Here is a 26482-nt window from a genome sequence, read left to right as displayed (position 1 = left end):
GCTCGCTCAGGCGGTTTCGGCGCCGAACAGCTTCGGCAGGGTGCCCTCGAAGGCCGCCCGCAGCTCGGTCAACGGGATCGAGAAGTGCCCCTGGACCTCCAGCGCATCCGAGCCCTGGTCGACCACGCCGATGCGCACCCACGGCAGCTGCCTGGCCTCGCACATGCGGGTGAAGCGGGTCTCCTCCGAGCGCGGCACCGCCACCAGCACGCGGCCCGCCGACTCGGAGAACAGCGTGACGAACGGGTCGGCGTCCTCGGGCAGCAGGATGCGGCAGCCCGTCTCCCCCGCCAGCGCGGCCTCCACGACGGCCTGCGCCAGGCCGCCCTCGGACAGGTCGTGCGCGGCGCTGATCATGCCGTCGCGCGAGCCGGCGGTGAGCACCTCGGCGAGCAACTGCTCGCGGGCGAAGTCGACCTTCGGGGGCACGCCGCCGAGGTGGTCGTGCACGACCTGCGCCCAGATCGAGCCGCCGAACTCGTCGCGGGTGTCGCCGAGCAGGATCAGCGTCTCGCCGGGTTCGAGGCCGATGCCGGTGGGAATGCGGCGGTGCACGTCGTCGATCACGCCGAGCACACCGACCACCGGCGTCGGCAGGATGGCGTCCTGCCCGGTCTGGTTGTAGAAGCTGACGTTGCCGCCGGTCACCGGAATGCCCAGGGCGACACAGCCGTCGGCGAGGCCGCGCACGGCCTGCTGGAACTGCCACATCACGCCCGGGTCCTCCGGGGAGCCGAAGTTCAGGCAGTTGGTGACGGCCTTGGGGGTGGCACCGGTGCTGGCGACATTGCGGAACGCCTCGGCCAGCGCCAGCTGCGCACCGGCGTAGGGGTCGAGCTTGGTGTAGCGGCCGGAGGCGTCGGTGGCCAGGGCGATCCCGCGGCCGGTCTGCTCGTCGATGCGGATGACCCCGGCGTCGGCGTCCTCGGCGAGGACGGTGTTGCCGCGCACGTAGCGGTCGTACTGCTCGGTGATCCACTTGCGGCTGCACAGCTGCGGGCTGGAGATCATCCGCAGCAGGGTCTCGCGCAGTTCGTCGGCGGTCGCCGGGCGGGGCAGCGTGTCGGGGGTGTCGGCGATCAGCGCGTCCTGGTAGTCGGGGCGCTGCACCGGCCGCTCGTAGACCGGGCCCTCGTGCGCGACGGTGCGCGGCGGCACGTCCACCACGGTCTCGCCGTGCCAGGTGACCACGAGCCGGTCGCCGTCGGTGACCTCACCGATCACCGTGGCCAGCACGTCCCACTTGCGGCAGACGGCCATGAACGCCTCGACGTTCTCCGGGGTGACCACCGCGCACATGCGCTCCTGCGACTCCGAGGACAGGATCTCGGCGGGGGTCATGTCGGCCGCGCGCAGCGGCACCTTGTCCAGCTCGATGCGCATGCCGCCGTCGCCCGCAGCGGCGAGTTCGGAGGTCGCGCAGGACAGCCCGGCGCCGCCGAGATCCTGGATGCCGACCACCAGCTTGGCCGCGTAGAGCTCGAGACAGCACTCGATGAGCACCTTCTCGGTGAACGGATCGCCCACCTGGACGCTGGGCAGCTTCTTGCGGCCCGCGCCGGACTCGTCACCGGAGAAGGTGTCCGAGGCGAGCACCGACACGCCGCCGATGCCGTCGAGTCCGGTGCGCGCGCCGAACAGGATGATCTTGTTGCCGGTGCCCGAGGCGAACGCCAAGTGCAGGTCCTCGACCCGCATCACGCCCGCGCACAGCGCGTTGACCAGCGGGTTGCCCTGGTAGGAGGCGTCGAACACGGTCTCGCCGCCCACGTTGGGCAGGCCGAGGGAGTTGCCGTAGCCGCCGATGCCGCGCACCACCCCGTCGACGACGCGGCGGGTGTCGGGGTGGTCGGCGGCGCCGAAGCGCAGCTGGTCCATCACCGCGACCGGGCGGGCGCCCATCGCCATGATGTCGCGCACGATGCCGCCGACGCCGGTGGCCGCACCCTGGTACGGCTCCACGTAGGAGGGATGGTTGTGGCTTTCCACCTTGAAGGTGACCGCCCAGCCGTCGCCCACGTCGACCACGCCGGCGTTCTCGCCGATACCGGCGAGCATCGACTTGCGCATCTCCTCGGTGGTGGTCTCACCGAAGTAGCGCAGGTGCACCTTGGACGACTTGTAGGAGCAGTGCTCGCTCCACATCACCGAGTACATCGCCAGTTCGGCGTCGGTGGGCCTGCGGCCGAGGATCTCCTTGATGCGGGCGTACTCGTCGTCCTTGAGGCCCAGCTCTTTGTACGGTTGCGCCACATCGGGGGTTGCTGCGGCTGCGCTGACGGTGTCGACCTGCGGAGTCACGGAGTACCAGGGTCCTTTCGGCCGGGCAAGGTGAAGCGACGAGCGTTGTCACGGGGCGGCGGCGAGATGCCGGGCACCAGTCTACGGGGCACCGGCGGCGGCCCCGCAGGTGAGGGCGGGTGCGCGGGACGGGCGGGGCGACACCGCGACCGGGCGCACACCCGTGCGGGTCGCTGCATTGTTGCCCGGCCGTATGGACCGTCGCGGTCCGGCGAGGTCGGAGCCGGGATCACCGCCGCACGGCCGGGGTTGCGGGCCCGGGACCAGCCCCCGACGGCGGAAACGTACCGGATACTCTGTGCGGGTGAGCGAACGATCGGGGGTGGCCGATTCGGCCGAGCAGCCTGTTGCCACGGAGACCACGCACCCCCGCGTCGCGGGGCCCGCGCCGGATTCGCCCGCGCGCACGCGCCTGCTGCTGGCCGCGCTGGCGTTGTTCGCCGTCTCGGCGCTCGTGTCGTTGCTGGCGCACTGGTGGCACGGGTTCATCGATCTGCAGGTCTATCGCAACGGCGCGCGGGTCTGGCTGGACGGTGGCGAGCTCTACGGCCCGATGCCGCCGGTCTACGGGATCGGCCTGCCGTTCACCTATCCCCCGCTGGCCGCGCTGTTCTTCGCTCCGCTGGCGCTGATGCCGCTGGTCCTGGCCGAGGTCGTGGTGCTGGCGACCTCGCTGGGCTGCCTCGGCCTCACGCTGTGGCTGGTGTTGGCGCGGCTGCGCCCCGGCCTCGACCCGCGCACCATGACGACGCTGGTGATCGCCGCGGTCGCGCTGGCGCTCTATCTCGAACCCGTGCGCCAGACCTTCGGTTTCGGCCAGATCAATCTGGTGCTGATGGCCGCGGTCGCGCTGGACTGCCTGGTGCGCAAGCCGTTCTGGCCGCGCGGAATGCTGATCGGCATCACCGTGTCCATCAAGCTCATCCCGGCCGGGTTCCTGCTGTATTTCCTGCTGCGCCGGGACTGGAAGGCCGCGGGCACCATGGTGGTCTCCGCGATCGGTGCGGTCGGGCTCGGATTCCTGCTGTTCCCTTCGGATTCGGCGGAGTACTGGCTGCGCACCCTCGCCGACACCGGCCGCATCGGCCCGCCGTACTTCGCGGGCAACCAGTCGCTCAAGGGCCTGGCCTTCCGGCTCGGCGTCCCCGATTCGGTCGCGACGCTGATCTGGCTGGGACTCGCGGTGATCGCGGTGGCGTTGGCGGCGCTGTGGATGCACCGGCTGATCGAGGCGGGCCAGTCCGTCGCCGCGCTGCTGGTGAACGCCGCCGCGATCCTGCTCGTCTCGCCGGTGTCCTGGTCGCACCACTGGATCTGGGTGGCTCCGGCGCTGCTGGTCGCGGTGGACGCGATCCTGCGCAGGCGCGCGGGCAGGCGACCGGTGCGCCTGCTCACCGCGACCGTGGCCGCCCTCACCGTGCTGTACCTGATCGGCCCGCAGTGGCTGCTGCCGCACTCGAACGACCGGGAGCTGGACTGGGCCTGGTGGCAGCAGATCGTCGGCAGCGGCTACGTGCTCGTCACCTTCGCGGTGCTGGTGGTGGCGGCGCTGACCTATCGGCCCTATCCCTCCGGGGTCAGGAACGCCGCCAGCGCCGCGGCGTAGGCGCCCACGTCGGCCGCGCCCATCAACTCGCGCGCGGAGTGCATCGCCAGCTGCGGCGCGCCGACGTCCACGGTGGGCATCCCGGTGCGCGCGGCGGTCATCGGGCCGATCGTCGAGCCGCACGGCAGATCCGCGCGATGCACGTAGCGCTGCAACGGAACCCCGGCCTGCGCGCAGGCGAGGGCGAACGCGCCCGCGCCGGTGGCGTCGGTGGCGTAGCGCAGGTTCTGGTTCACCTTGAGCACCGGCCCGGCGTTGACCTCGATGCGGTGCGCGGGCTCGTGCCGCTCCGGGTAGTTCGGGTGGGTCGCGTGCGCCATGTCGCCGGAGGCGCACACCGAACCGGCCAGCGCGGCCAGGTATTCGGCGCGGCCACCCCCGCGGGCCAGCACGATGCGTTCCAGCACGGCGGGCAGCAGGTCGGATTGGGCTCCGCGGTCGGACTGGCTGCCGACCTCCTCGTGGTCGAACATGGCCAGCACCGGGATCGCCGTGCCCGGCTCGGCCACGGCGGCGAGGAAGGCGCGCAGGCCCGCGTAGCAGGTGCCCTGGTTGTCCAGCCGGGGTGCGCTCACCAGGTCGCGGTCGCGCCCGACCAGGCGGCTGGGCGCCAGGTCGTGGGTCATCAGCTCCCAGCCGAGCACGGCGTCCGGGTCCACCTCGGCGTATTCGGCGACGAAAGCCAGGAACGAGCGCGGTTTCTCGCCGACGCCCCAGACCGCGTTGACGTGCCGCTGCGGGTCCAGGCTCACGCCGCGGCGGTCCTCGGACAGGTGGATCGCCAGCTGCGGCACCCGCAGGATCGGGTCGTCGATGCGAACCAGCCGCGCCCGCACGCTGTTCCCTTCGCGCACGGTGAGCCGGCCGGACAGGCCGAGTTCCCGGTCCAGCCAGGAGTTCAGCCAGGCGCCGCCGTAGGGTTCGAGCCCGACCACCTGCCAGCCGGCCGAGGCCAGATCAGGATGCTGCTTGACGCGCAGGTTCGGACTGTCGGTGTGCGCGCCGACCACCCGGAACGGCGCCGAGGGCGAGCCGTCCCGGTCGGCCCAGGCCACCAGGGAGCCGCCGCGCACGACGTAGTACCGGCCCGGCTCCCCGCCCGCCCAGGCGGCCGATTCCGACAGCCGGGTGAATCCGGCGGCCTCGAGTTCACCCGCGACGGTGTGGCAGACGTGGAACGGGGACGGCGAGTCGTCGACGAAGGCGCACAGGCCCGCGGCCGTGGCGTCGGTGGTGGCAACTGGCATACGCCGATCCTAGGCAACGCGCCGCGGGCCGGTCGCGGCACCGATTCTCCGCGTCGGCATATTTCGTTCCCAGGCACTCACCCGACCGGCACTCGCCGGACAATGGCACCCACCGGACAATTCGGACGCCGAATGTCGTTATCCGCCAGCGCGTGTGCGGACGAGAATGCGGGGGCGCGATCGCACCGCCGCAGGGCGCTATTCGTGAGCACACGGCCCGATCACACAACGATAACGTGGATTACGTTTCGCCTCTTGCGCATTCGCGCGCTCGAGGGCGTCGGCTACTGCTCGGCGACGGCGTCGAGCAGGCGCAGCAACTCGGCGTAGCGGCGCGCACCCAACTTCGCGCGCAGCGCCTGCTCGGCCTGTTCCTCGTCGGCGCGGACCGCGGCGACCAGCTCGGCGCCGCGCTTGCTCAGGCCGATCAGAATGCGGCGCCGGTCCTCCTCGGCGGCGACGCGGAAAATGAGGCTCCGTTCGGCCAGGTAGTCGGCGTGCCGGGTGGCCGACGAGGGCGCGAGCTGCGACCGGGCGGCGAGTTCGCTCATCGTGATGCCCGCCTCGGCGGACAGATTGCACAGCATCGACCACTGGTCCGCCGTGAGCTGCCGGGCGCACAGCGCCGCGTCCAGATGCCGCAGCCACCGGCGTTCCGCGGCCCGCAGCGCGCCATGCAGCGTCGCATGGCCGCCTACAATGGTGGTCATCGGTTTTCCCCGCCTGCCAAGAATTTCGCTCGAACGAGAAGAAGAGTACCGAATGGCCGCGTTCGGCGAGACCCCAGAGGGCACTATCGAGATCCTCAACATCGTCCCGATGCGTGGGCCCGGCGGTATCCTCGCGCCGTCGTGCGAGGCGGCCATTTCGCTGGCGGCCGAGGAAATCAACGCGGGCGCGGGAATTCTGGGCCGCGAAATTCGTACCACGAATATCGACGGTGGCCGCGCGCCGGAGCTCGTCGCGACCGAGGTCGCCGCGCTGCTGGCCACCGGCATGGTGGACGCCATCACCGGCTGGCACACCTCCGCCGTCCGCCGGGCGGTGGCCGCGGCCAACGGCGGACGGGTGCCCTATCTGTTCGCGACCAGCCACGAAGGGCTGCCGGACGAACAGCCCGGCGTCCTCATGCTGGGCGAGCACCCGGCCGGGCACACCCTGGCGGCGGTGCGCTGGGCTCGGCGGGAGCTGGGGGTGCGCCGCTGGGCGATCATCGGCAACGACTACATCTGGCCGCGCGAGATCGCCAAGGCCGTGCGCCGCATGCTCACCGACCCGGCCGACGTGGTGCTCGAGCAGTTCGTGCCGCACGGCCTGCCCGACCACACCGATTTCCTCACCCACCCCGCGCTGGACCGGGCCGACGGCGTGCTGATCCTCATGGTCGGCGCCGAGGTGGCCGCCTTCAACCGGCAGTTCGCCGCCACCGGACGCGCCGACCGGCAGATGCGGCTCAGCCCCGCCGCCGACGAGAACGTGCTGCTGGCCGCCGGGCCCGCCGCGCACCGCAATCTGTTCGTGCCGTCCAGCTTCTTCCTCGGCGACCGCTGCCCCGACGGCGCCGCCCGGCGGGCCCGCTACCGCCGCCGCTACGGCGCTTTCGCCCCGGCGCTGACCACCTTCAGCAACGCCGCCTACGAGGCGCTGCACACGCTGGCCGGGCTGGCCGGGGCCGTGGGCTCGCTCGAGGTACCGCGACTGCACCGGGCGTTGCTCGACGGCGTCCGATACCAGACCCCCGGCGGAACCCGGGGATTCCGCGGCAATCAGGCGGTGCAGACCGGATACCTGGCCAGGGTGAACGGCGTCGACTTCGAGATCGTCGACCGCATCTGGTAGAGACCACCGCCTCCGGCCGCTGACCCGGTCAGGCGGTGACGAGCGTGTCCAGGACCGAGAGGAAGAGCCCGAGCCCGTCGTCGCTGGGGCCGGTGAGGGCCTCGGTGGCGTGTTCGGGGTGCGGCATCAGGCCGACGACGCGGCCGTTCGCCGAGGAGATGCCCGCGATGCCGCGCTGCGAGCCGTTCGGGTTGTCGCCGGAGTAGCGGAACACGACCCGGCCCTCGCCCTCGAGTTCGTCGAGGACGGCGGGGGCGGCCTGGTAGCGGCCCTCACCGGACTTCAGCGGGATCAGGATCTGCGCGCCCGGCTCGTAGCGGGAGGTCCACGCGGTGGACACCGACTCGACGGTCAGCCACTGGTCGCGGCAGATGAAGTGCAGGCCCTCGTTGCGGGTGAGAGCACCGGGCAGCAGCCCGGCCTCGCACAGCACCTGGAAGCCGTTGCAGATGCCGAGCACCGGCATGCCCTGCTCGGCCGCGCGCACGACCTCCCCCATCACCGGCGCGAACCGGGCGATGGCGCCCGCGCGCAGGTAGTCGCCGTAGGAGAAGCCGCCGGGCACGATCACGGCGTCGACCTGCTTGAGATCGGCGTCGGCGTGCCAGAGGTTCACCGCCTCGGCGCCGGCCAGCCGCACCGCCCGCACGGCGTCCACGTCGTCGAGGGTGCCGGGGAAGGTGATGACACCGATGCGCGCGCTCACGAGAGCCGGACCACCTTCCACTCCTCGATGACCGTGTTGGCCAGCAGGCTCTCGGCGATCTGCTCGAGCTCGGCGTCGCTGACGCTGTCGTCCACGTCGAGTTCGAATCGCTTGCCCTGCCGCACATCCGAGATGCCGGCGAAACCCAGGCGCGGGAGTGCGCCGACGATGGCCTGCCCCTGGGGATCCAGGATCTCGGCCTTCGGCATCACCTCGACCACGACTCGTGCCACGCGTTGCTCCTAGGGGTGGTGGTTGCGCGGAGTCCGGGCAGGCGCCCGGCCGCAGCGCTGGAGTGGGGGGATTACCTGGGTAGCCTAGTCGTCCGGCCGCGCCGCGCGCGCTCCGGGGTAGGGTGACAATCCGCCGCCGACCAATAGCATGGCGGCATGCGCATAGCCCACTTCGGCCACTCCTGTATCCTCGTCGAGCTGCACGGCAAGAAGATCCTGTTCGATCCGGGCACGTTCTCGCACGGCTTCGAGGGCATCACCGGTCTGGACGCGATCGCGGTCACCCACCAGCACCCCGACCACATCGATCCCGAGCGGATAGACGCGCTGGTCGAGGCCAATCCCGGCGCGCGCCTGCTCTCGGACCCGCAGACCGCCGCCCAGCGCGGCGGCCGCTGGGAAGCGGTGCACGCCGGCGCCGTGCTCGACCTCGACGCGCTGCGGATCACCGGTGGCGGCGGCAGGCACGCCGTGATCCACCCGGAGATTCCCGTGATCGATAACACGGTCTTCCAGCTCGGCACCGCCGACGATCCGGCGCAGCTCGTGCACCCCGGCGATTCGCTGTGGGTGCCGCCGGTGCCGGTCGGCGTGCTGGCCACCCCCGCGGCCGCGCCGTGGATGAAGATCAGCGAGGCGGTGGACTATCTGCGCGCGGTCAACCCGCGCACGGCCATCCCCATTCATTTCGGCGTGGTGGCGCCCGAGGCGAGGGGCATCTACTTCGGCAGGCTCACCAAAATGGGCCCGGACGGTACCGAGTTCACCGTGCTGAACCCGGAGGACAGCCGGGATTTCTCCGCCTGAGCCGCGATTGTTGCGCCGAATCCCGCCCGGCACGGGGGAATCGGCCTGCGACCAGACGAAACCGCCCCGCTCCGGCGGGGGATACCGGGAGCGGGGCGGGGTCGCAAGCCTGGCAGTGCCGGTCAGGTGATCACGTCGTCACCGGCGCTGAGAGTGTCGATCAGTAGCACGATCGCGGCGAGCAAGTCGTCGAACATAGAGCTTTCCTTTCTTTCACTCTCGGATGGGTACTGCACTCATAGGATTTGCTGTTTCGCGGGAGCGCAAACGCCACCGCCCAGGAATTTCTCGAATTTCTTTCCGGCGCCAGGATTTTCGCGTCACCGGCTCGGCTCGATCCGGAAAGATCCGACCGAAACTCCGAAAATTCGGCGGTCCGGCGGGCATTCGGTGTCGTTTCGCCGGATTCGGTCGAATGTCCGGTCAGCGTGCCGCGTAGTCGCGGAGGAACAGCGCTTCGGCCAACGCCATGCGCTCGATCTCGGCCGGGTCGACGCTCTCGTTCGGTGCGTGGATCAGGCAGCTGGGCTCCTCCACGCCGAGCAGCATGATCTCCGCGGCCGGGTAGGTCTCGGCGAAGACGTTGCACAGCGGGATCGAGCCGCCCTGACCCTGGGTGGTGGTCGGCCTGCCGTAGGCGGCGGTCAGCGCGGCCTCCATCGCGGCACGTGCCGGGCCGCCGGTGGAGGACCGGAACGGGGCGCCGAGCCCCTCCAGGTCCACGGTGAGCCGCGCGTGCAGGGGGATGTGCGCGTGCAGGTGGGCCACCAGCGCGCGGTGGGCGTCCTCGGGCTCGACACCGGGCGGGATGCGCAGGTTGAGCCGGGCGCGCGCGACCGCCTGCACGGCCGCGGCCGAGCCGACCACCGGGGGTGCGTCGATGCCGAGAATCGTCAGCGCGGGCCGGGCCCACAGCATCTGCGAGACCGTGCCCGAACCGGCGAGGTCGACGCCGTCGAGCACGCCCGCGTCGAGCCGGAACTGCTCGGGCGGGTACTGCACGCCGTCCCAGCCCTGGTCGGCGGCCAGGCCCGCCACGGTGGTGTTGCCGTCGGCGTCGTGCAGAGTGGCCAGCAGGTGCACCAGTGCCGTCATCGCGTCGGGCGCGGCGCCGCCGAACATGCCCGAGTGCATCGGCCCGGCCAGCGTCTCCACGGTGACCACCACGTTGACGTTGCCGCGCAGGGTCTCGGTGAGGGTGGGGACACCGGGGGCGAAGTTGCCGCAGTCGCCGATGACGATGGCGTCGGCGCGCAGCAGCTCGGGGTTGGTCACCACGAACTTCTCCAGGCCGCCGGTGCCCTGCTCCTCCGAGCCCTCCGACACCAGCGTCACGCCCACCGGCAGATCCGGGCCCAGCGCGCGCAGCGCGGTCAGGTGCATGACGATGTTGCCCTTGCAGTCGGCCGCGCCGCGGCCGTACCAGCGGCCGTCCTCGCGTTCGGTGAGCGTCCACACCGGCGTGCGCCACGCCGCCTCGTCCAGCGGCGGCTGCACGTCGTAGTGGCAGTACAGCAGCACCGTCGGCGCGCCGGGCGGCGCCGGGCGCGCGGCGATCACCGCCTTGGTGCCGTCGGGCGTTTCGTGCAGGCCGACGTCGGTGAGACCGACCGAGGCACACGCGTCGGCCACCCACTGCGCCGCGTCCTCGCACTCCTGCGGCGGGAACTGGCGCGCGTCGGCAACCGACTTGAACGACACCAGCTGGGTGAGATCCTGTTTCGCCTGGCCCATCAGCCCGGCGACCCGCGCGCGCAGTGCGGCGACGTGGGGTTCCTCGGAAGTCATCGTCAGCGCCTCACTTCATGGCTCCACCCGGCCGCGGCGGCGACCGGTGCGGTCACCGTATCGCGCCCGCCGCTGCGCGGGCCGGGTCATCGTCGGGCGTGCCGCACCGGGGGCGCCGCCCGCCGGCTGGGATCGGCGCCGCCGCCGGTTGCTCGCCGGGTCGCCTGCGGCGGCGCCGATCGGCCGCGGCGCACCGCGGCCGCCGAAGGGGGTCAGGCCGCCTGCGCGACCGGACCCGGCTGCCAGCGGTAGACCTCGCTGACCGCGCCGTGATAGAGCGCCAGATCCACCGCGTCGAGCATCGCCTGCCGGGGTCCGGGCCGTTGCAGCTGCGCGCCGGAGATGGCCAGCCGCAGCACCCCGCCGCGGCGTGCGGTGCGGGCGGCGCCCATCACCAGGGCGCGGCACCACCAGGGCTCGGCGCGGAAGCCTTCGCCGATGCCGTACACGCGGGCCCGCTGCACGGTGTCGCGTTCCAGGTCGTGGATGCCGGTGAGGCCGAGCGCGAGCCGGAAGCCGACCTCGGGCAGGGCGGCCAGCGCGCCCGTCGAAGCGTTCCAGCGCGGCGCGGCGAACAGCCGGGTGCGCAGTTCCACCTGCTCCATCACCCGATCGGCGGCGGTGAGCCGTAGCCGGGCCTCGTGCCGGGGCAGCGTGGCGAACTCGGCGCGGCGGCGCTTGGTGGCGGCCTGGTCGTAGCCGTGCAGCACGATGGCGTCGCCGCGGGCACGCCTGCCCCGCAGCCAGGCCTGGGTGGCCGGGTCGTCGGTGAGCCGGTACTTGCCCTTGAGCCGGGGCGCGACCAGCAGCGACAGCCGTACCTGGCGACGGTCCATCTCGGCGGCGAATTCGATCGCCGCGTCCCGCGTGGTGTCCCGGATCCCCGACACGGACACGATCAGCTCGGCGTTCATGCACCAACGGTGCCGGATCGACATGTACGCCCCGTGCAGGGCGGATGACGGGGCGACGAACACCCCGTCACGACCGTTATTCGCCCAGGCCCGCGGTGTCGAGCACCCACGCGTACTCGAACGCCACTTCCTTCCACTTCGCGTAGCGCCCGCTCACCCCGCCGTGCCCGGCGCTCATCTCGGTCTTGAGCAGCAACGGCGCGTCACCGGTCTTGGTCGCGCGCAGCTTGGCGACCCACTTGGCGGGCTCGACGTAGAGCACCCTGGTGTCGTTGAGGCTGGTGATCGCCAGGATCGCCGGGTAGTCCTTGGCCTCGACGTTCTCGTACGGCGAATAGGACTTCATGTACTCGTAGACATCCTTGTCCGCCAGCGGGTTGCCCCACTCGTCCCATTCGATGACGGTCAGCGGCAGCGAGGGGTCCAGGATCGAGGTGAGCGGGTCGACGAACGGCACGTTGGCGAGAATGCCCGCGAACAGCTCCGGCGCCAGATTCGCCACCGCGCCCATCAGCAGCCCGCCCGCGCTGCCACCGTCGGCCACCAGCCGGTCCGGTGCCGTCACGCCGGTGTCGATGAGGTGCCGGGCGCAGGCCACGAAGTCGGTGAAGGTGTTCTTCTTGGTGAGCGTCTTGCCGTTCTCGTACCAGAGCCTGCCCATCTCGCCGCCGCCACGCACGTGCGCCACCGCGAACACCATGCCGCGGTCCAGCAGCGACAGCCGCGCCACCGAGAACGACGGATCCATGCTGGCCTCGTAGGAGCCGTAGCCGTAGAGCAGCAGCGGCCGGGGCTCGGCGCCCGGGTCGGCGACGCCCGTCTTCCACACCAGCGAGATCGGCACCCGGGTGCCGTCCGCGGCGACCGCCCACTCCCGGCGCTGCCGGTAGTCGCCCGCGTCGTAGCCGCCGAGCACCGGCTGTTCCTTGCGCAGCAGCAGCTCCCCGGTCGCGGGCACGTAGTCGTAGACCCGCATCGGGGTGATGAACGAGGTCAGCCCCAGCCGCAGCGTCGGCTGCGCCCACTCCGGGTTGCCGCCCATGCCGACGGCGAACAGTTCCAGATCGAACTCCAGCTCGCGCAGGTCGCCGTAGCCGGTCTCGGTGAGCGGCCACACCGCCAGCCGGGTCAGCGCCTCGCGCCGGTAGCTGAGCACCAGGTGGTCGGCGAAGGCATCGATGTCCTCCAGCCGCACGTCGTCGCGGTGACCGATGAGGATCCGCAGGTCGGCGGGGTTGTCCACGGGTGCCTCGGCGAGCACGAAGTTCTGTGCCTTCACCCCGTCGACGACGTCGTTGTGCAGGATCAGGAACCGGTCCTGCCCGCCGATCACCGCGTGCTCGGCGGAGTACTCGACGCCCTCGCGCCGCGGCAGCAGCACGCGGAACTCGCCCTCGGGATCGTCGGATTCGAGCACCCAGCCCTCGGTGGTGATCTTGGACCCGACCCAGATCATCAGGTACTTCTCCGAGCGGGTGGCGCCGATGCTCACCCAGTAGCGCTCGTCGGGCTCGTGGAACACCCGCACGTCGGCGTCGGTACCGGTGCCGAGGCGATGCCGCCACACGGTGTCGGGCCGCCAGGACTCGTCCACGGTCTGGTAGAAGACGTGCGTGCCGTCCAGCGACCAGGTCGCGCCCGGTGCGGTGCCCGTGATCTCGTCGGCGAGCAGTTCGCCGGTGCGCAGATCCTTGAACCGCAACGTGTAGCGCTCGTCGCCGACGGTGTCGACCGAGTAGGCCAGCAGGGTGCCGTCGTGGCTGACCGAGAACGCGCCGAGGGCGAAGAACTCGTGACCCTCGGCCAGTTCGTTGCTGTCGAGCAGCACCTCTTCGCCCGGGATCTCGCCCTCGGCCTCGAGCTGCGGCGGGTTCCAGGCCGCGGCCGCGTCGGCAGTGGTGTCGATCGGACAGCGGCAGTGCACGCCGTACTGCTTGCCCTCGAAGCTGCGCGAGTAATACCAGTACTCGCCCATCCGGGTGGGCACCGAGAGATCGGTCTCCTGCGTGCGCGACTTGATCTCCTCGAAGATCTTCTCGCGCAGTCCGGACAGGTGCGCGGTCTGCGCCTCGGTGTAGGCGTTCTCGGCCTCGAGATAGGCGATGACCTCCGGGTTCTCCTTGTCCCGCAGCCATTCGTACTCGTCGACGAACACGTCGCCGTGATGCACCCGTTCGGTCGGCACCCGCTTGGCGATCGGCGCCGCCACCCCACTCTCGACAGACATGGGCTCCACCCTACTGATCCCCGCCCGACCCGCCCGGCCGATCCGCCGCCCACCCACCGGCCCACTAGGCTCGGGGAATGCGTACCGCCACGGCCGCCCGTCTCGCCGCCGCCGCGGCGGTGCTGTGCACCGCGCTCGGGATGGGGGCGGTGGCGCCCGCCTCGGCGTGCGCCTGCGGTGGCGTCGTCAGCCCCGGCGACACCGCCCGGGTCGACCAGGAGACGGCCGTGCTGGCCTGGGACGGCCGCCGCGAGACGATCCTCATGCGACTGGCGCTGACCGCCGAGTCCGAGCACGCGGCGCTGATCGTGCCCACCCCGCGGCCCGCCACCGTCACGGCCGGGTCACCGGACACCTTCGCCGAGCTCTCCCGGCTCACCGCACCGGAATTCGTCGTGGAGACCGAGTGGTTCGCCGACGCGGCGGACGGCTCCGGCGCCCCCGCGGCGGTCGCACCGACGGTGCTGGACCAGGTGCGCCTGGGCCCGCTGGAAGCCACCACGCTGTCCGGCGGCGATCTGACCGGGCTGCGAACCTGGTTGGGCGCCAACGGTTATGCGCTCCGCCCCGAGGTCACCGCCACGTTGGCGCCGTATGTGCGCGAGGGCTGGTCGTTCGTGGCGATGCGGCTCACCGGGGCGCAACCGCTGGACGGCGCGCTCGATCCGGTGCGGTTGAGTTTCGACTCCGACCGGCTCGTCTATCCGATGCGGATGTCGGCCGCCGCGCGCACGCCACAGTCGGTGCACCTGTACGTCCTCGACCGGCACCGGGTGGCGCGCGCCGACGACGATGCGGCGCACCACTATTCGTCGGTCGAATTCGCCGGGCGCGTCGACCCGGCCGACGTCGCGGACCCGCTGCTGCGCGAACTGACCGCCGCCGGGCAGGACTACCTCACCGAAATGCAGGTCCACATCGCCGATCCCGCGACCGTCACCACCGACTTCACCTTCACCGCCGCCCCCGAGGACGCCGACTACCGCAGGCGGTTCGTGCAGACCGACGAGGTGATGCTGTTCGGCCTCCCCGCGGGATACGTCGTCCTCGGCGCGGCCGGCCTGGCGGCGGCCGTCGTGGTGATCGCGGTCGTCCGCGTCGCCCGCGCCCGCCCGGGGGCGTGAGCCGCGCTCAGGCTCCCAGGGCGCGGCCGATGGTCGGCCAGGAGGCGTGCAGGGTGTCCTGCCAGTACGACCACGAGTGGGTGCCGACCGGGCTGTAGTCGATGCGGGCGGGGATGCCGAGGCCGCGCAGGCGCTGTTCGAAGGCGACGGTGCAGATGTTGACCCCGACTTCCACCGGGCCGCCGAGGAAGATGTTCTCGGCCAGCTGGGGTTTGAGTTCGGCTTCGTGCGGCCCGGGGATGCCGGTGCCGGTGGACAGGTAGAGCGTCTTGCCGCGCAGGTTCCCCGCGAGCCGCGCGGGATCGTGCTCGGCCCAGGCGGGGCTGCCGGGCGGGCCCCACATGTTCAGCGGGTTGCCGCCGCGGTTGGCGATGGAGAACATCACCGCGCCGGTGGCCAGGCCGGTGTCCGGGCAGGCGCTGTAACCGGCGACGGCGGTGTAGAGGTGCGGGTTGCGCGCGGCCAGGATGTAGGCGGCGTTGCCGCCCATGGACAGCCCGCCGATGCCGTTGACGCCGTTGCCCGCGAACTGCGCGTCGATGATCGGCGGCAGTTCCCTGGTGAGGAAGGTCTCCCACTTGTAGCGGCCGAACTTGGGATCGTCGGTCTGCCAGTCGGTGTAGTAGCTGGCCTGCCCACCGACGGGCAGCACGACGTTGACGTTCTTGCCGCGGAAGAACGCCTCGGCGTCGGTGGCGTTGGTCCAGGTGCTCTGCCCGACGCCGGGGTCGAGGCCGTCGAGCAGGTAGTACGAGGGGCGGGCGCCGCCGCCCGCGGGGTGCAGCACCTGCACCTGGATGACGCGGCCCATCGCGGGCGAGTCGACGAACACCGCCGACCGGGTGGGGCTGAGTTCGTCCACCCGCACCACCTGCGCCGCCGAGGCCGGGGCCTGCACGGCGCCCAGCGGGCCGAGTACCGCGAGCACCGCCGCCAGCACCGCACCGGCAATTCTTCTCCGCCGCACGTCCCCACCTCCGTCACCGCAAGACAACGCCGTCAAACGTAACCCAGGTGATCATGACACACCCGCACCCCGGTACCCCGGCGTTTCGCCAGCAAACCGGAAGGTCCGTGCGGCTCAGGACGACGCCGATTCCGCCCTGGTCAGCGCGCCACGAATGGAACCGGCCAGGTAGTCCAGGTCGGCGCGGGGCGGGCTGGTCGGCCGTCCGCGCAGGCCGAAACCGTCCCCCGCGGTGCGCGGGATGACGTGCAGGTGCACGTGGAAGACCTCCTGCCCGGCCGCCACCCCGTCGGCGAGGAAGAAGTTCACCCCGTCACAGGCCACCTCGCTGGCGCGCAGAGCCGCGGCCAGCTTCTGCCCCACCTGGAACAGTTTGCCGCCGATCGCCGGATCGAGTTCGGCGAGGCTGCGGGCGGGCACCTTCGGCACCACGAGCAGGTGGCCGGGTGTCATCGGGCGGATGTCCATGAACGCCAGCACGTCGGAGTCCTCGTACACCGTCGAGGCGGGCGCGCGACCGGCGATGATGTCGGAGAAAATCGTGTACGGATCCACACCGAACCTTAACCGGAGCCGCCGCGCCAGCCGGGGCAGCGTGCGCCGCAACCGGATTCGCACGCCGGGGCGCGGCAGCGGGGACACGACCTCAGAGGATCGGCGACGGCGTGTACCGAGCGGCCTCCGGGTAGGCCTCGACCAGCTTCTGCACCTGGGCGATCACCGCGCCGGTCTGGTCGTCGGCGGCGCCGACGAAGACCGACTTGTCCGCCAGCGCGGCGTCGAGCGCGGCCCGGTCCAACGGCAGCCGGTCGTCGGCGGCCAGCCGGTCCAGCAGGTCGGGTTCGCGGCCCTGCTCGCGCATCGCCAGCGCCACCGCCACCGCGTGCTCCTTGATGACCTCGTGCGCGGTCTCGCGACCGACACCGGCGCGCACCGCCGCCATCAGGATGCGGGTGGTGGCCAGGAACGGCAGGTAGCGATCCAGCTCACGGGAGATCACCGCCGGGTAGGCGCCGAACTCGGCGAGCACGGTCAGGAAGGTCTCCATCATGCCGTCGACGGCGAAGAACGCGTCCGGCAGCGCGACCCGGCGCACCACCGAGCAGAACACGTCGCCCTCGTTCCACTGCGCCCCGGCCAGTTCGGCGGCCATCGAGGCGTAACCGCGCAGCACCACCTGCAGGCCGTTGACGCGCTCGCAGGAGCGGGTGTTCATCTTGTGCGGCATCGCCGAGCTGCCCACCTGACCCGGCTGGAAGCCCTCGGTGACCAGCTCGTGCCCGGCCATCAGCCGGATGGTGTGCGCCAGCGACGACGGACCAGCGCCCACCTGCACCAGCGCCGAGAGCACGTCGTGGTCCAGCGACCGCGGATACACCTGGCCGACGCTGGTCAGCACGGTGGCGAAGCCGAGGTGCCGCGCCACCTGCTGCTCGAGCCTGGCCAGCTTGGCCGGGTCGCCGCCGAGCAGGTCGAGCATGTCCTGGGCGGTGCCCATCGGGCCCTTGATGCCGCGCAGGGGGTAGCGGTCGATCAGCTCGCGCAGGCGGGTGAGCGCGATGAGCAGTTCGTCGGCGGCCGAGGCGAAGCGCTTGCCCAGGGTGGTGGCCTGCGCGGCGACGTTGTGCGAGCGGCCCGCCATCACCAGCGCGCGGTACTCGGCGGCCCGCTCGGCCAGCCGCGCGGCGATCGCGACGCCGTGGGCGTGCACGTGCTCGAGCGAGAGCCGGATCTGCAGCTGCTCGACGTTCTCGGTGAGGTCGCGGCTGGTCATGCCCTTGTGCACGTGTTCGTGCCCGGCGAGCGCGTTGAACTCCTCGATACGGGCCTTGACGTCGTGCCGGGTCACCCGCTCACGTTCGGCGATGGCGGCGAGATCGACCCGGTCGACCACTCGCTCGTAATCGGCGAGCACCCCGTCGGGCACGTCGATGCCCAGCTCGGACTGCGCCCGCAACACCTCCAGCCACAGCCGCCGCTCCAGCACGATCTTGTGTTCCGGCGACCACAGGTGCACCAGCTCGGGGCTGGCGTAACGGGTGGCGAGGACGTTGGGGACGAGGCTCACGTGGGGTCAGTCTAGTTGCCGCACTCCGTGGCCGTTGACGTGCTCCGGGCCGGGCGAGCGCAGCGGCGGCGCGACGATGTCGATCACCTCCAGCAGCGCGGCCCTGGCCATCCGGCGGGGATCGGGGTCGTTCTCGGTGAGCGCGGCGACCACGGCCCCGTCCACCACCGCCACGAGCCTGCGCAGATGCTCGGCCCGCACGCCGCGATCGGAGCGGCGCAGCACGTCGGCGAGCAGTTCCTCGAGCTGGGCGCGTAGTCGTAGCTGCACCTCGCGCAGCTCCGGATGCCGGGCCGAGGCGACCGAGCGTTCGTAGCGCGCGATCAGCTGCCCGCGCGCGGCCTCGTCCTGCCAGTCACCGCCGATCAGCAGGTCGAGCACCAGTTCGACGGTGGCCTCGGCGCCGCGACGACGATGGCTCACCTCGCCGATGCGGCGGCGCATCGCCTCCAGCTCGGCGTTGCCGCTGAACTCCACCGCGCGCGCGATCAGGTCTTCCAGCGACTCGAAGTAGTAGGTCGTCGAGGCGAGCGGGAGGTCCGCCCGCGTGGCCACCGAGCGATGCCGCACCGCATCGAAACCACCTTCGAGCAGCAACTCGGCGGCGGCGGCGACCAGGGCTTGGCGACGCCGTTCGCCTTTCGGGGTCGTCGCGGTTATCACCGTGCCATCGTGCCAGTCGTCATCAGTTCATCCGTGCGAAATCGAAAGAGAAAACCCAGCCGAGGTTGTTTTACCTCATCCGGCCCGGACGGGTGCCGGACCGGGCTAACTTGTTGGCCGCCAACGACTCACGAGGCCAGATGGCGACCGAGACGGGCCAGCGCCTCCTCGATCTCGGCGGTGGCGCCCGCGAAGGAGAACCGGACGAACCGGTGCCCGGCCACGGTGTCGAAGTCGATGCCGGGCGCCAGCGCGACCCCGGTCTGCCCGAGCAGTTCGGCGCACCATTTCAGCGAGTCGTCGGTGAGGTGGCCGATGTCGGCGTAGGCGTAGAACGCGCCGTCGGCGGGCGCCAGATCGGTGATGCCGAGCGCGGCCAATCCGTCCAGCAACAGCCGCCGGTTGGTGGCGTAGCGGCGCACGTGCCCGTCCAGTTCGGCCTTGACCTCCGCGCCGAAGGCGTGCACGGCCGCGTACTGCGAGATCGCCGGCGGGCACACGGTCATGTTCGAGGCCAGCCGTTGCAGGGCCGGGCGCAGATCGGCCGGGGCGAGCATCCAGCCCAGCCGCCACCCGGTCATGGAGAAGTACTTCGACACCGAGCCGATCACCACCGAGGTCCGCGAGGTCTCCCAGGCCGAGGCGGTGCGGCTGTCGGCGCCCGTAGTTGCGGATGGGTAGGTGATGCCGTGGTAGATCTCGTCGGAGACGAGCAGCGTGCCGTGCTCGTCGCACCAGCGCGCCAGCGCCGCGAGTTCGGCGGGGTCGATCATGGTGCCGGTCGGGTTGGCCGGGCTGGCCACGACGAGCCCCGCGGGCGGCTCCGGCAGCGCGTCGAGCATCGCCACGGTCGGTTGGAAGCGGGTGTCGGGACCGCAGTCCAGCTCCACAACGCGGCAGCCGAGCGCGGTGAGGGTGTTGCGGTAGGCCGGGTAGCCGGGCCGGGCCACCACCACGGTGTCGCCCGCGTCGAAGGCGGCCAGGAAGATCAGGGTGAACGCCCCGGAGGAGCCGGTCGTGACCACCACGTCGTCGGGGTCGACGGCGTACCCGTAGGTGCGGCTGTGGTGTTCGGCGATGGCGCGGCGCAGCGGCAGGATACCGAACGTCTCGGTGTAGCCGAGCAGTTCGGCGTCGATGGCGGCCTTGGTCGCGCGCAGCACCGGCGCCGGCGCGGGCGTGGAGGGCTGGCCGGCGGCCAGCACCAGGACGTCACCGTGGGTTCTGGCGCGTTCCGCGGCGGCTTTCCAGACGTCCATCACGTAGAAAGGTGGGATGGTCGACCGGCGAGATTCTCGTGACACCCGTCCGACGGTAGAGCACCGTCGCGGCGGCGGTCCGGGTTATGGTCGGCGTAATGCTTGACAAGGCTCGCCGCGCTGGGCTGGATCGGGTACGCGAAGCGGGAGGCATCGTCGTCGTTCCGCCGGATTGGCGTACCCGCGCCCGCCCGCGCACCACGGCCGCGGGCCGCGACCTCATCGCCCTGTGGCGGCGCGCTCGCCGCGAGGCGCGTGCCCTGGGGCGCAAGCCGCGCCCGGACCCGCGGCGGTGGTGGACCGAGCAGAAGAAGGCCGAGTATCGCGCGCTGCTGCGCACACACAAGTGGCTGATCGCGGGCCTGGCCGCGGTGCTGCTGGTCGCCGCCGCCGATGGGGTCGCTTCCCGTCCGGGCACCGGTCCGCTCGGCCCGAACGAGGCGCAGCGGGTGTTCTTCGCGCACCCGCAGCAGTTCCAGTCCACCCCGCCCTCGGTGCGCCGCTACCTCAACGCCATCGCCAACGGTGAGCGGCTGCGCGAGCAGGCGGTGGTCGCCGCGGCCGCCCGCGCCACCCTGGAGCGCGCCAAGGCCGAGGCCGCCGCCGCGGCCGCGGGGGAATGGCAGCCGTGGATCAACGAGCCCGGCACCGTCATCGTCCCCGGTTCGGTCATCCCCGACATCAGCGGTTTCGTGCTGCCCGCGCGCGGCATGTTCACCTCCGGTTTCGGCTCCCGCTGGGGCACCTTCCACAACGGCATCGACGTGGCGGGCCCCATCGGCACCCCGATCTACGCGGTGGCCGCGGGCACCGTCATCGACGCCGGACCGGCCCAGGGCTTCGGCCTCTGGGTACGCATCCGGCACGACGACGGCGCGATCACCGTCTACGGCCACATGTACGACTTCTTCGTCTCGGTGGGCGAACGCGTCCCCGCCGGTATGCAGATCGCGCGCATGGGCAACCGGGGCGATTCGACCGGGCCGCACCTGCATTTCGAGGTGATCGTCAACGGCCAGCACGTCGACCCGAGGGCCTGGCTGGCCGCCCGCGGCCTCAGCTACTGAGCACTACACGCTGATGCGCGATTCCACCGCCGCCAGCCCGATGTCGGTGCGGAAATGCCCGCCCGGCAACTTGATTCCGCTCATCCGCTGGTAGGCCTTCGCCCGCGCCTCGGCCAGATCGGCGCCGACACCGACGACGTTGAGCACCCGGCCGCCCGAGGACACGAGCGCGCCGTCCTCCCTGGTGGCGGTCCCGGCGTGCAACACGGTCGCGGTGTCGTCGCCGGAGCTCTCGCCCGCGCCGCTGATCACATCGCCCAGCCGGGGCCTGCCCGGGTAGTTCTCCGCCGCGAGCACCACGGTCACCGCCGCGCCGTCGCGCCAGCGCGGCGCCGCGACCTTGTCCAGGGTGCCGGTGGCGGTGGCGTGCAGCAGTTCGCCCAGCGGACTCTCCAGCAGCGCCAGCACCGCCTGCGTCTCGGGATCGCCGAAGCGGCAATTGAATTCGACGACGGCAGGACCGGCCGCACCGATCGCGAGCCCCGCGTAGAGCAGACCGGAGAACGGGCAGCCGCGCCGCACCAGTTCCGCGGCGACCGGACGCACCACGTCCTCGACGATCTCGGTGACGGTCTCGGCGGGCAGCCACGGCAGCGGGGTGTAGGCGCCCATGCCGCCGGTGTTGGGGCCGGTGTCGCCGTCGCCGACCCGCTTGTGGTCCTGCGCGGGCAGCAGCGGCACCACCGTCGCACCGTCCACCAGGCAGAACAGCGACACCTCCGGTCCGTCGAGGAACGACTCCAGCAGCACCGGATGGCCCTGTTCGAGCAGCTCGGCGCCGTGGTCGCGGGCGGCGGACCGATCCGCCGTCACGACCACGCCCTTGCCCGCGGCCAGGCCGTCGTCCTTGACCACCCAGGTGGGGCCGAAGCGGTCCAGCGCGGCGTCGAGTTCGGCGGGCGAGTCGACCACCTCGCTGTGCGCGGTGCGCACCCCGGCCGCGGCCATGACGTCCTTGGCGAACGCCTTGGACCCCTCGATCCTGGCCGCCGCCGCGGAGGGGCCGAAGCAGGCGATGCCCGCCGCGCGCACGGCGTCGGCGACGCCGAGCACCAGCGGCACCTCAGGGCCGATGACGACCAGGTCGGCGGAGACCTCGGTGGCCAGCGCGACCACCGCGTCGGCGGAGGAGGCGTCGACCGGGCGCACCTGCGCGTGCTGGGCGATGCCCGCGTTGCCGGGTGCCGCGATCAGCGCGGTCACGGCGGGGTCCCGGCGCAGTGCCAGGACGAGGGCATGTTCACGGGCTCCGGATCCGATGACGAGTACGCGCACCCGCAACAGCTTAGGTGAAGCGCGGTGCCGCTCCGCCGGGCATCGGCCTTCCGGACGGCTCCCGTTCGCCCGGCCGGACGGGCCCGTTCACCCGCCGTTCGCAGTGCTCCGCGAAAACGCTTGTCGCCGTTTCCCCCACGCGCGGCCCGCGCCGGGGATAGTGGAGAGGGAGGCCCCGAGCAGCCGCCGGGGTCCGGCACCGCGAGGGGACACGGGGAGATCATGGGTCTGATCGACGGACTGATGGGCAACGCCGGGCGGGTCGACCCGGCACAGGCCCAGCAGGAGTACGCCAAGCTGTTCGGCAACGGGGAGCAGGTCTACGCCGCCTACATTCTGGTGCGGGACGCGATGTTGTTCACCAACCGCCGCCTGATCATCGTCGACAAGCAGGGGCTGTCCGGGCGGAAGGTGAACTACCACAGCATCCCCTACCGGGCCATCACCCATTTCGCGGTGGAGACGGCGGGCACGTTCGACCTCGACGCCGAACTGCTGATCTGGATCGCCGGCACCGCCGAACCGGTGCACAAGCGGTTCAACCGACAGGTCGACATCTACGAGGTGCAGGGCATCCTGTCGCACTTCGTGGCGGTGTAGCGCGGGCGGCCGGTCCGCGGCCTGACTAGTCTGCGGACTATGGCATCTGTCTTCAGCGCGATCATCGCCGGTGAGCTTCCTGGTCGATTCGTCTGGGAGGACGACGAATTCGTCGGCTTCCTGACCATCGCCCCCGTCACCCAGGGCCACACCCTGGTGGTGCCGCGCGCGGAAATCGATCAGTGGCAGGACGTCGACCCCGAGCTGTTCGCCCGGCTCACCGGCGTCGCCCAGAAGATCGGCCAGGCCGTGCGCGCCGCCTTCGACGCCCCGCGCGCCGGCCTGCTCATCGCCGGCCTCGAGGTCCCGCACCTGCACCTGCACGTCTTCCCCGCCTACGAGATGGGCAACTTCGACATCTCCGGCGCCGACCCCGACCCCTCCCCCGAATCCCTCGACGAAGCCCAGGCCAAGATCAAGCAGGCCCTGCGGGATCTCGGGCATTCGGCCAACGTCCCGGACTGAGCGGTCAGGCGTAGGTGTCCCGGAACGCCGCGCACACCAGCGCGGCGCCGCGCCGGTCGTGCTGCCCGATCGCGGCCACGACGTCCGCCACCCGCCAGTGGTGCGACGGCACCAACCGGCCGGAGGTGACCACGGCCAGCGCCACGTCCGTGGCCTCCTCCGGCTTGCCCGCCGCCACCAGTGCCAGCCCCAGGTCGAGCCGCGCCATGGCGATGCGACGGGGCCGCACGCACGCCGCGCGCTCCAGATCCAGCAGGACGTGGCGGGCGTAGGACTCCGCCGCCGGATCACCGAGCCAGGACAGCGTCGTGGCGACGTAGGCGTCGGCCTTCGCCGGGTCGTAACGGAAGTGGTGCTCGGGCCGCTCCGGGGCGCGCAGGCCGGACACCAGGCGCGCGACGCCGCGCAGTGCGCCGTAGCTGCCCGCGCTGTCGCCGAGCCGCGCCAGGGCCCGCCCCCGCTGCGCGGTGGCCTGGATGCGGGCCGAACCGCCGCCCGGGGCGATCCGGCGCGCGGCCTCGGACAACTCGGCGGCCGGCCCGAACTCGCGATCGACGAGGTGCTGCCAGGCCCGGGTCTCCAGCGTCCACGCCGCGATCTCCCGGTGCTCGCACTCCCGGGCGATCTCCCGAGCCGCGCGCAGCCGGACATCGGCGGCCCGCCGGTGCCCGAGGTCGATGTGGCAGGTGCCCGCCAGCAGCGCGAGCCACCCGGCGGCCACCAGCAGGCGGCGATGCTGCACGAGCGTGGTCCGTCCGGCGAGCAGGCGGGCTGCGCCGCCGAGCTGCCGGCGGATGTCGACCAGGAGTTCCGCGGGCGGTGTCGTCGCGTACGCCACCGCCAGATCGTCCACCGCCGTCTCCAGCCGCTCGAGTGTCGCGCCGCAGACATCGGATGCCGCGACCCGCGCCACCCATTCCGCTCCGGCAGGGTCCCCGTCGGCGGCCTCGCCGAGCACCGCGCCGTAGGCGGCAGCGACCGCGGGCGGCACCGGCCGCTTCCCGCACTCGACGAGCGACAGATACGCGGGCGAGTAATGCGTGAGCCTCGCCATCTCGCGCAGGCCGACGCCCGCCGCCTCCCGCGCGGCCCGCAACCGAGCACCCCTGTGCATACGATCCTCCGGTTCAGCCGGAACCCCGGCACCACCGTAAGCCGTTGCCCGCCAAGCACGCACACCTTTCGGCCCCACCGTCGTTCGCCACCAACGCCTTCCGATGCACCGACTCTCGATCCGCCCTCGGCGGCCTCCTGGGCGCGATCCGCCAGGTGCACCGCCGATTCCGCGGCCAGGCGCTCACCGACCAGCGCCAGCACGCGAGCACGCTGGAAGCGCTCGAACACCCCGAGCAGCGGGTGCGCCCCCGGCCACGGCCACCGCGGGCCCGCTCAATGCCTCGCCCCATCGCCGGGCCGACCTCCATTGATCGGGCACCCTGAGCGGTGCGAACACCCCTGGGAAAGGAAATGGCTCCGACCCTCGGGTCGGAGCCATTTTCTGGAGAGAGAGCCCCCTGTCAGGATTGAACTGACGACCTTTCGCTTACAAGGCGAGTGCTCTACCACTGAGCTAAGGAGGCGGGAGCGGTGTCATCATAACCGCGCCCGCGCGCCGCGTGGCACCGGATATCGGTGCACGCGGCGGCGGTCAAGCGAGAGATTCCCGGCGCAGTATCGACTACCGCGGCGTCAGGACTGGGCGCCCTGCCGGGCCGCGTCGTCGGCGGCCATCGCGTCGCGCAGGCTCTTGGGACGCATGTCGGTCCAGTTCTTCTCGACGTACTCCACGCACGCGGCGCGGCTGTCCTCACCGAACACCACTCGCCATCCGGCCGGAACCTCCGCGAAGGCGGGCCACAGGGAGTGCTGTTCCTCGTCGTTGACCAGGACGAAGAACCGGCCGTCTTCGTCGTCGAAGGGGTTGGTGCTCATTTCACCTCACTGGATACTGGCGCTTGTACGGGATTAGGCTCCTGGGCCCGTCCGCTGCGGTGGGTCGTGCCACGACGAGCCCCGCACCGGATGACTCCCCGAGCGTTGTGTCGACCCTAGCAAGGGACACGTTACGCGTAGGTGGTTACCTCGGCTGTATTCGATTCCCCCGCCGTATTCGATCCACCTCGGCCGAACTCAGGCGGCGAAGAAGTCGAGCAGGATCTTGTTGACGATCTCCGGCCGCTCCAGGTAGCCGAAGTGGCCGGCGTCGGGCACCTCCTGGTAGCGGGCGCCGGGGATGGCCTCGGCCACCTCGCGGGTGAGGTAGGCGGGGATCATGCGGTCGTCGGCGAACCCCACGGCCAGGCACGGCACGGTGATGCCGCGGTAGGCCTGCACCCGGTCGAAATCGTGATCCATCCGCCGCTGGGCGCGGATGCCCGGGGTGACCGGGCCGCCGGTGAACTCGAACAGGTCGAGCCAGTCGCGGGCGGCGTTGGCGTCGGCCAGCGTGGCGGGCGAGAGGTTCATGACCGCGGTGACGGCGGCCTCGTACTTCGGCGGCAGGGTGATGCCGCTGGCGTCGAGGTCGTGCTCGCCGAGGGAGAGGGTCTTCTGGAACTGGTCGAGGCGGCCGTGCCCGGCCATGAAGACCGCCTTGCGCACCAGGTCGGGCCGGGCCAGGGCGAGCTCCTGGGCCACCCGCGCCCCCATCGAGGTGCCGACCACCAGCGCGGGGCCCTCGTCGAGGAGTTCGATCAGACCCGCGGTGTCGCCGACGAGGTCGTCGATGGTGATGCCGTCGGCGGCCTCGAACGACGGCGCGATGCCGCGGTTGTCGAAGGTGCACACGCGGTAGCCCGCGGCCAGCAGCGCGGGCACCTGGTGCAGCTCCCAGACCCGGCCGGGGCTGCCGGTGCCCATGATCATGACGACCAGCGGCGCCGATCCCTTCGCCTCGGTGCCCTTGGCTCGATCACCTTTGACCTGGTAGTTCAGGGAAATTCCGTTCACCGTGGCCAGCGGCATTGTCGACCCTTTCGTCAGTTGGTGCTGCGCACCCACGGTATAGGCACCACCGGGCGCCCGCATCGAGCCGGGGGGCGCGATGATGCTCGCGGGCGATGGCAACCCGCTCACTTTTGTCGCATACCATGGACACTTCGAAACGCTCGAGCGTAACGAGTCGGGAGGACGAGAAGAATGGCCGCGAAGGGCAGCGCGAACGATATCGCGGACGAGGACCTGGAACCACTGGCCGACGAGACCGCCCGGCAGGCGCAGCGGGTCGTCGCGGCCTACGCCGCCGACGCCGACGAGTGCCGGATGCTGCTCTCCATGCTGGGTATCGGGCCCAACAGCCGCGCTGAATAACCGCGTCGGAACGGGCA

25 protein-coding genes and 1 tRNA gene are annotated in these 26482 nt (G+C 71.6%); 8 read left to right on the top strand and 18 right to left on the bottom strand.

The annotated features are described in order from the left end of the window. Positions 1–6: 6 nt before the first annotated feature. Positions 7–2301: a phosphoribosylformylglycinamidine synthase subunit PurL gene (gene purL, locus CRM89_RS24855; RefSeq protein ID WP_011207105.1), complete on the bottom strand. Its 2295-nt coding sequence runs from the start codon at positions 2299–2301 to the stop codon at positions 7–9. Between the two features lie 304 nt (positions 2302–2605). Between purL and CRM89_RS24850 the strand changes: the two genes are divergently transcribed. Next, entirely contained in the window at positions 2606–3907 is a 1302-nt protein-coding gene (locus tag CRM89_RS24850) for a glycosyltransferase 87 family protein (RefSeq protein ID WP_229434854.1), read from the top strand. On the opposite strand, the gene CRM89_RS24845 is transcribed toward CRM89_RS24850, so the two are convergent. Then, complete coding sequence (locus CRM89_RS24845) at positions 3865–5154, bottom strand: M18 family aminopeptidase (protein ID WP_098086447.1); 1290 nt, start codon at positions 5152–5154, stop codon at positions 3865–3867. The two genes, CRM89_RS24850 and CRM89_RS24845, sit on opposite strands and share 43 nt — an antisense overlap. A gap of 284 nt (positions 5155–5438) precedes the next feature. Beyond that, complete coding sequence (locus tag CRM89_RS24840; RefSeq protein ID WP_011207102.1) at positions 5439–5864, bottom strand: MarR family winged helix-turn-helix transcriptional regulator; 426 nt, start codon at positions 5862–5864, stop codon at positions 5439–5441. 52 nt (positions 5865–5916) lie between these two features. Between CRM89_RS24840 and CRM89_RS24835 the strand changes: the two genes are divergently transcribed. After that, the gene (locus tag CRM89_RS24835; protein ID WP_098086446.1) at positions 5917–6993 is read left to right on the top strand and encodes an ABC transporter substrate-binding protein; all 1077 of its coding nucleotides are present in this window, start codon (positions 5917–5919) and stop codon (positions 6991–6993) included. A gap of 28 nt (positions 6994–7021) precedes the next feature. On the opposite strand, the gene purQ is transcribed toward CRM89_RS24835, so the two are convergent. Both purQ and purS read right to left on the bottom strand, forming a co-directional pair. Further along, a complete protein-coding gene (purQ, locus tag CRM89_RS24830; RefSeq protein WP_011207100.1) occupies positions 7022–7699 on the bottom strand; it encodes a phosphoribosylformylglycinamidine synthase subunit PurQ in 678 nt (225 codons plus the stop codon). Beyond that, the gene (purS, locus tag CRM89_RS24825; RefSeq protein WP_011207099.1) at positions 7696–7932 is read right to left on the bottom strand and encodes a phosphoribosylformylglycinamidine synthase subunit PurS; all 237 of its coding nucleotides are present in this window, start codon (positions 7930–7932) and stop codon (positions 7696–7698) included. The genes purQ and purS overlap by 4 nt, the downstream gene beginning before the upstream one ends. Before the next feature lie 156 nt (positions 7933–8088). Here purS and CRM89_RS24820 point away from each other — a divergent pair, with 156 nt between their 5' ends. Continuing rightward, positions 8089–8739 (top strand): MBL fold metallo-hydrolase, encoded by a 651-nt coding sequence (locus CRM89_RS24820; protein ID WP_098086445.1) that lies wholly within the window; start codon positions 8089–8091, stop codon positions 8737–8739. A gap of 423 nt (positions 8740–9162) precedes the next feature. Here the strand turns inward: CRM89_RS24820 and CRM89_RS24815 are convergent, their stop codons facing one another. The 3 genes from CRM89_RS24815 to CRM89_RS24805 all read right to left on the bottom strand — a co-directional run bounded on the left by CRM89_RS24815 (position 9163) and on the right by CRM89_RS24805 (position 13668). Continuing rightward, positions 9163–10527 carry a dipeptidase gene (locus CRM89_RS24815; protein ID WP_098086444.1) on the bottom strand — a complete coding sequence of 455 codons (1365 nt, stop codon included), beginning with the start codon at positions 10525–10527 and terminating at the stop codon, positions 9163–9165. 212 nt (positions 10528–10739) lie between these two features. After that, complete coding sequence (locus tag CRM89_RS24810) at positions 10740–11441, bottom strand: DUF2334 domain-containing protein (protein WP_060593649.1); 702 nt, start codon at positions 11439–11441, stop codon at positions 10740–10742. A gap of 76 nt (positions 11442–11517) precedes the next feature. Beyond that, a complete protein-coding gene (locus CRM89_RS24805; RefSeq protein ID WP_098087114.1) occupies positions 11518–13668 on the bottom strand; it encodes a S9 family peptidase in 2151 nt (716 codons plus the stop codon). A gap of 77 nt (positions 13669–13745) precedes the next feature. Here CRM89_RS24805 and CRM89_RS24800 point away from each other — a divergent pair, with 77 nt between their 5' ends. After that, complete coding sequence (locus tag CRM89_RS24800; RefSeq protein ID WP_098086443.1) at positions 13746–14792, top strand: DUF2330 domain-containing protein; 1047 nt, start codon at positions 13746–13748, stop codon at positions 14790–14792. 7 nt (positions 14793–14799) lie between these two features. On the opposite strand, the gene CRM89_RS24795 is transcribed toward CRM89_RS24800, so the two are convergent. From CRM89_RS24795 to CRM89_RS24775, 5 genes are all read right to left on the bottom strand, one after another. Beyond that, complete coding sequence (locus CRM89_RS24795; protein ID WP_098086442.1) at positions 14800–15759, bottom strand: alpha/beta hydrolase family protein; 960 nt, start codon at positions 15757–15759, stop codon at positions 14800–14802. A 114-nt stretch (positions 15760–15873) separates the two neighbouring features. Further along, entirely contained in the window at positions 15874–16314 is a 441-nt protein-coding gene (locus tag CRM89_RS24790; RefSeq protein WP_060593652.1) for an HIT family protein, read from the bottom strand. Between the two features lie 91 nt (positions 16315–16405). Further along, positions 16406–17827 (bottom strand): adenylosuccinate lyase, encoded by a 1422-nt coding sequence (gene purB / locus CRM89_RS24785; protein ID WP_011207091.1) that lies wholly within the window; start codon positions 17825–17827, stop codon positions 16406–16408. A gap of 6 nt (positions 17828–17833) precedes the next feature. Then, on the bottom strand, positions 17834–18490 hold the full coding sequence (locus CRM89_RS24780; protein ID WP_011207090.1) for a TetR/AcrR family transcriptional regulator: 657 nt from the start codon (positions 18488–18490) through the stop codon (positions 17834–17836). Between the two features lie 128 nt (positions 18491–18618). After that, entirely contained in the window at positions 18619–19794 is a 1176-nt protein-coding gene (locus tag CRM89_RS24775; RefSeq protein ID WP_195039592.1) for a pyridoxal phosphate-dependent aminotransferase, read from the bottom strand. Between the two features lie 53 nt (positions 19795–19847). Here CRM89_RS24775 and CRM89_RS24770 point away from each other — a divergent pair, with 53 nt between their 5' ends. Further along, entirely contained in the window at positions 19848–20816 is a 969-nt protein-coding gene (locus CRM89_RS24770; protein ID WP_228821908.1) for a M23 family metallopeptidase, read from the top strand. Positions 20817–20819: 3 nt separating this feature from the next. Here the strand turns inward: CRM89_RS24770 and purD are convergent, their stop codons facing one another. After that, positions 20820–22091, bottom strand: coding sequence for a phosphoribosylamine--glycine ligase (purD, locus tag CRM89_RS24765; protein ID WP_098086439.1), 1272 nt, complete (start codon positions 22089–22091; stop codon positions 20820–20822). A gap of 222 nt (positions 22092–22313) precedes the next feature. Here purD and CRM89_RS24760 point away from each other — a divergent pair, with 222 nt between their 5' ends. After that, positions 22314–22691: a PH domain-containing protein gene (locus CRM89_RS24760; RefSeq protein WP_011207086.1), complete on the top strand. Its 378-nt coding sequence runs from the start codon at positions 22314–22316 to the stop codon at positions 22689–22691. Positions 22692–22730: 39 nt separating this feature from the next. Beyond that, positions 22731–23156 (top strand): HIT family protein, encoded by a 426-nt coding sequence (locus tag CRM89_RS24755; protein ID WP_098086438.1) that lies wholly within the window; start codon positions 22731–22733, stop codon positions 23154–23156. A gap of 4 nt (positions 23157–23160) precedes the next feature. Here the strand turns inward: CRM89_RS24755 and CRM89_RS24750 are convergent, their stop codons facing one another. From CRM89_RS24750 to CRM89_RS24735, 4 genes are all read right to left on the bottom strand, one after another. Next, positions 23161–24270: a helix-turn-helix domain-containing protein gene (locus CRM89_RS24750; protein ID WP_098086437.1), complete on the bottom strand. Its 1110-nt coding sequence runs from the start codon at positions 24268–24270 to the stop codon at positions 23161–23163. Between the two features lie 394 nt (positions 24271–24664). Then, a tRNA-Thr gene (locus CRM89_RS24745) sits at positions 24665–24736 on the bottom strand. A gap of 109 nt (positions 24737–24845) precedes the next feature. Continuing rightward, positions 24846–25088: an MbtH family protein gene (locus tag CRM89_RS24740; RefSeq protein ID WP_011207082.1), complete on the bottom strand. Its 243-nt coding sequence runs from the start codon at positions 25086–25088 to the stop codon at positions 24846–24848. A gap of 198 nt (positions 25089–25286) precedes the next feature. Continuing rightward, positions 25287–26120: an alpha/beta fold hydrolase gene (locus CRM89_RS24735; protein ID WP_011207081.1), complete on the bottom strand. Its 834-nt coding sequence runs from the start codon at positions 26118–26120 to the stop codon at positions 25287–25289. Between the two features lie 174 nt (positions 26121–26294). Between CRM89_RS24735 and CRM89_RS31135 the strand changes: the two genes are divergently transcribed. Then, positions 26295–26465: a hypothetical protein gene (locus CRM89_RS31135; protein WP_011207080.1), complete on the top strand. Its 171-nt coding sequence runs from the start codon at positions 26295–26297 to the stop codon at positions 26463–26465. Positions 26466–26482: the final 17 nt, after the last annotated feature.

Origin of the sequence: Nocardia sp. FDAARGOS_372, assembly GCF_002554515.1 — a bacterium.
Taxonomy (GTDB): Bacteria; Actinomycetota; Actinomycetes; order Mycobacteriales; family Mycobacteriaceae; genus Nocardia; species Nocardia farcinica.
The sequence above is the reverse complement of the archived record's forward strand: the minus strand, read 5'-3'. Positions and strand labels throughout refer to the sequence as shown.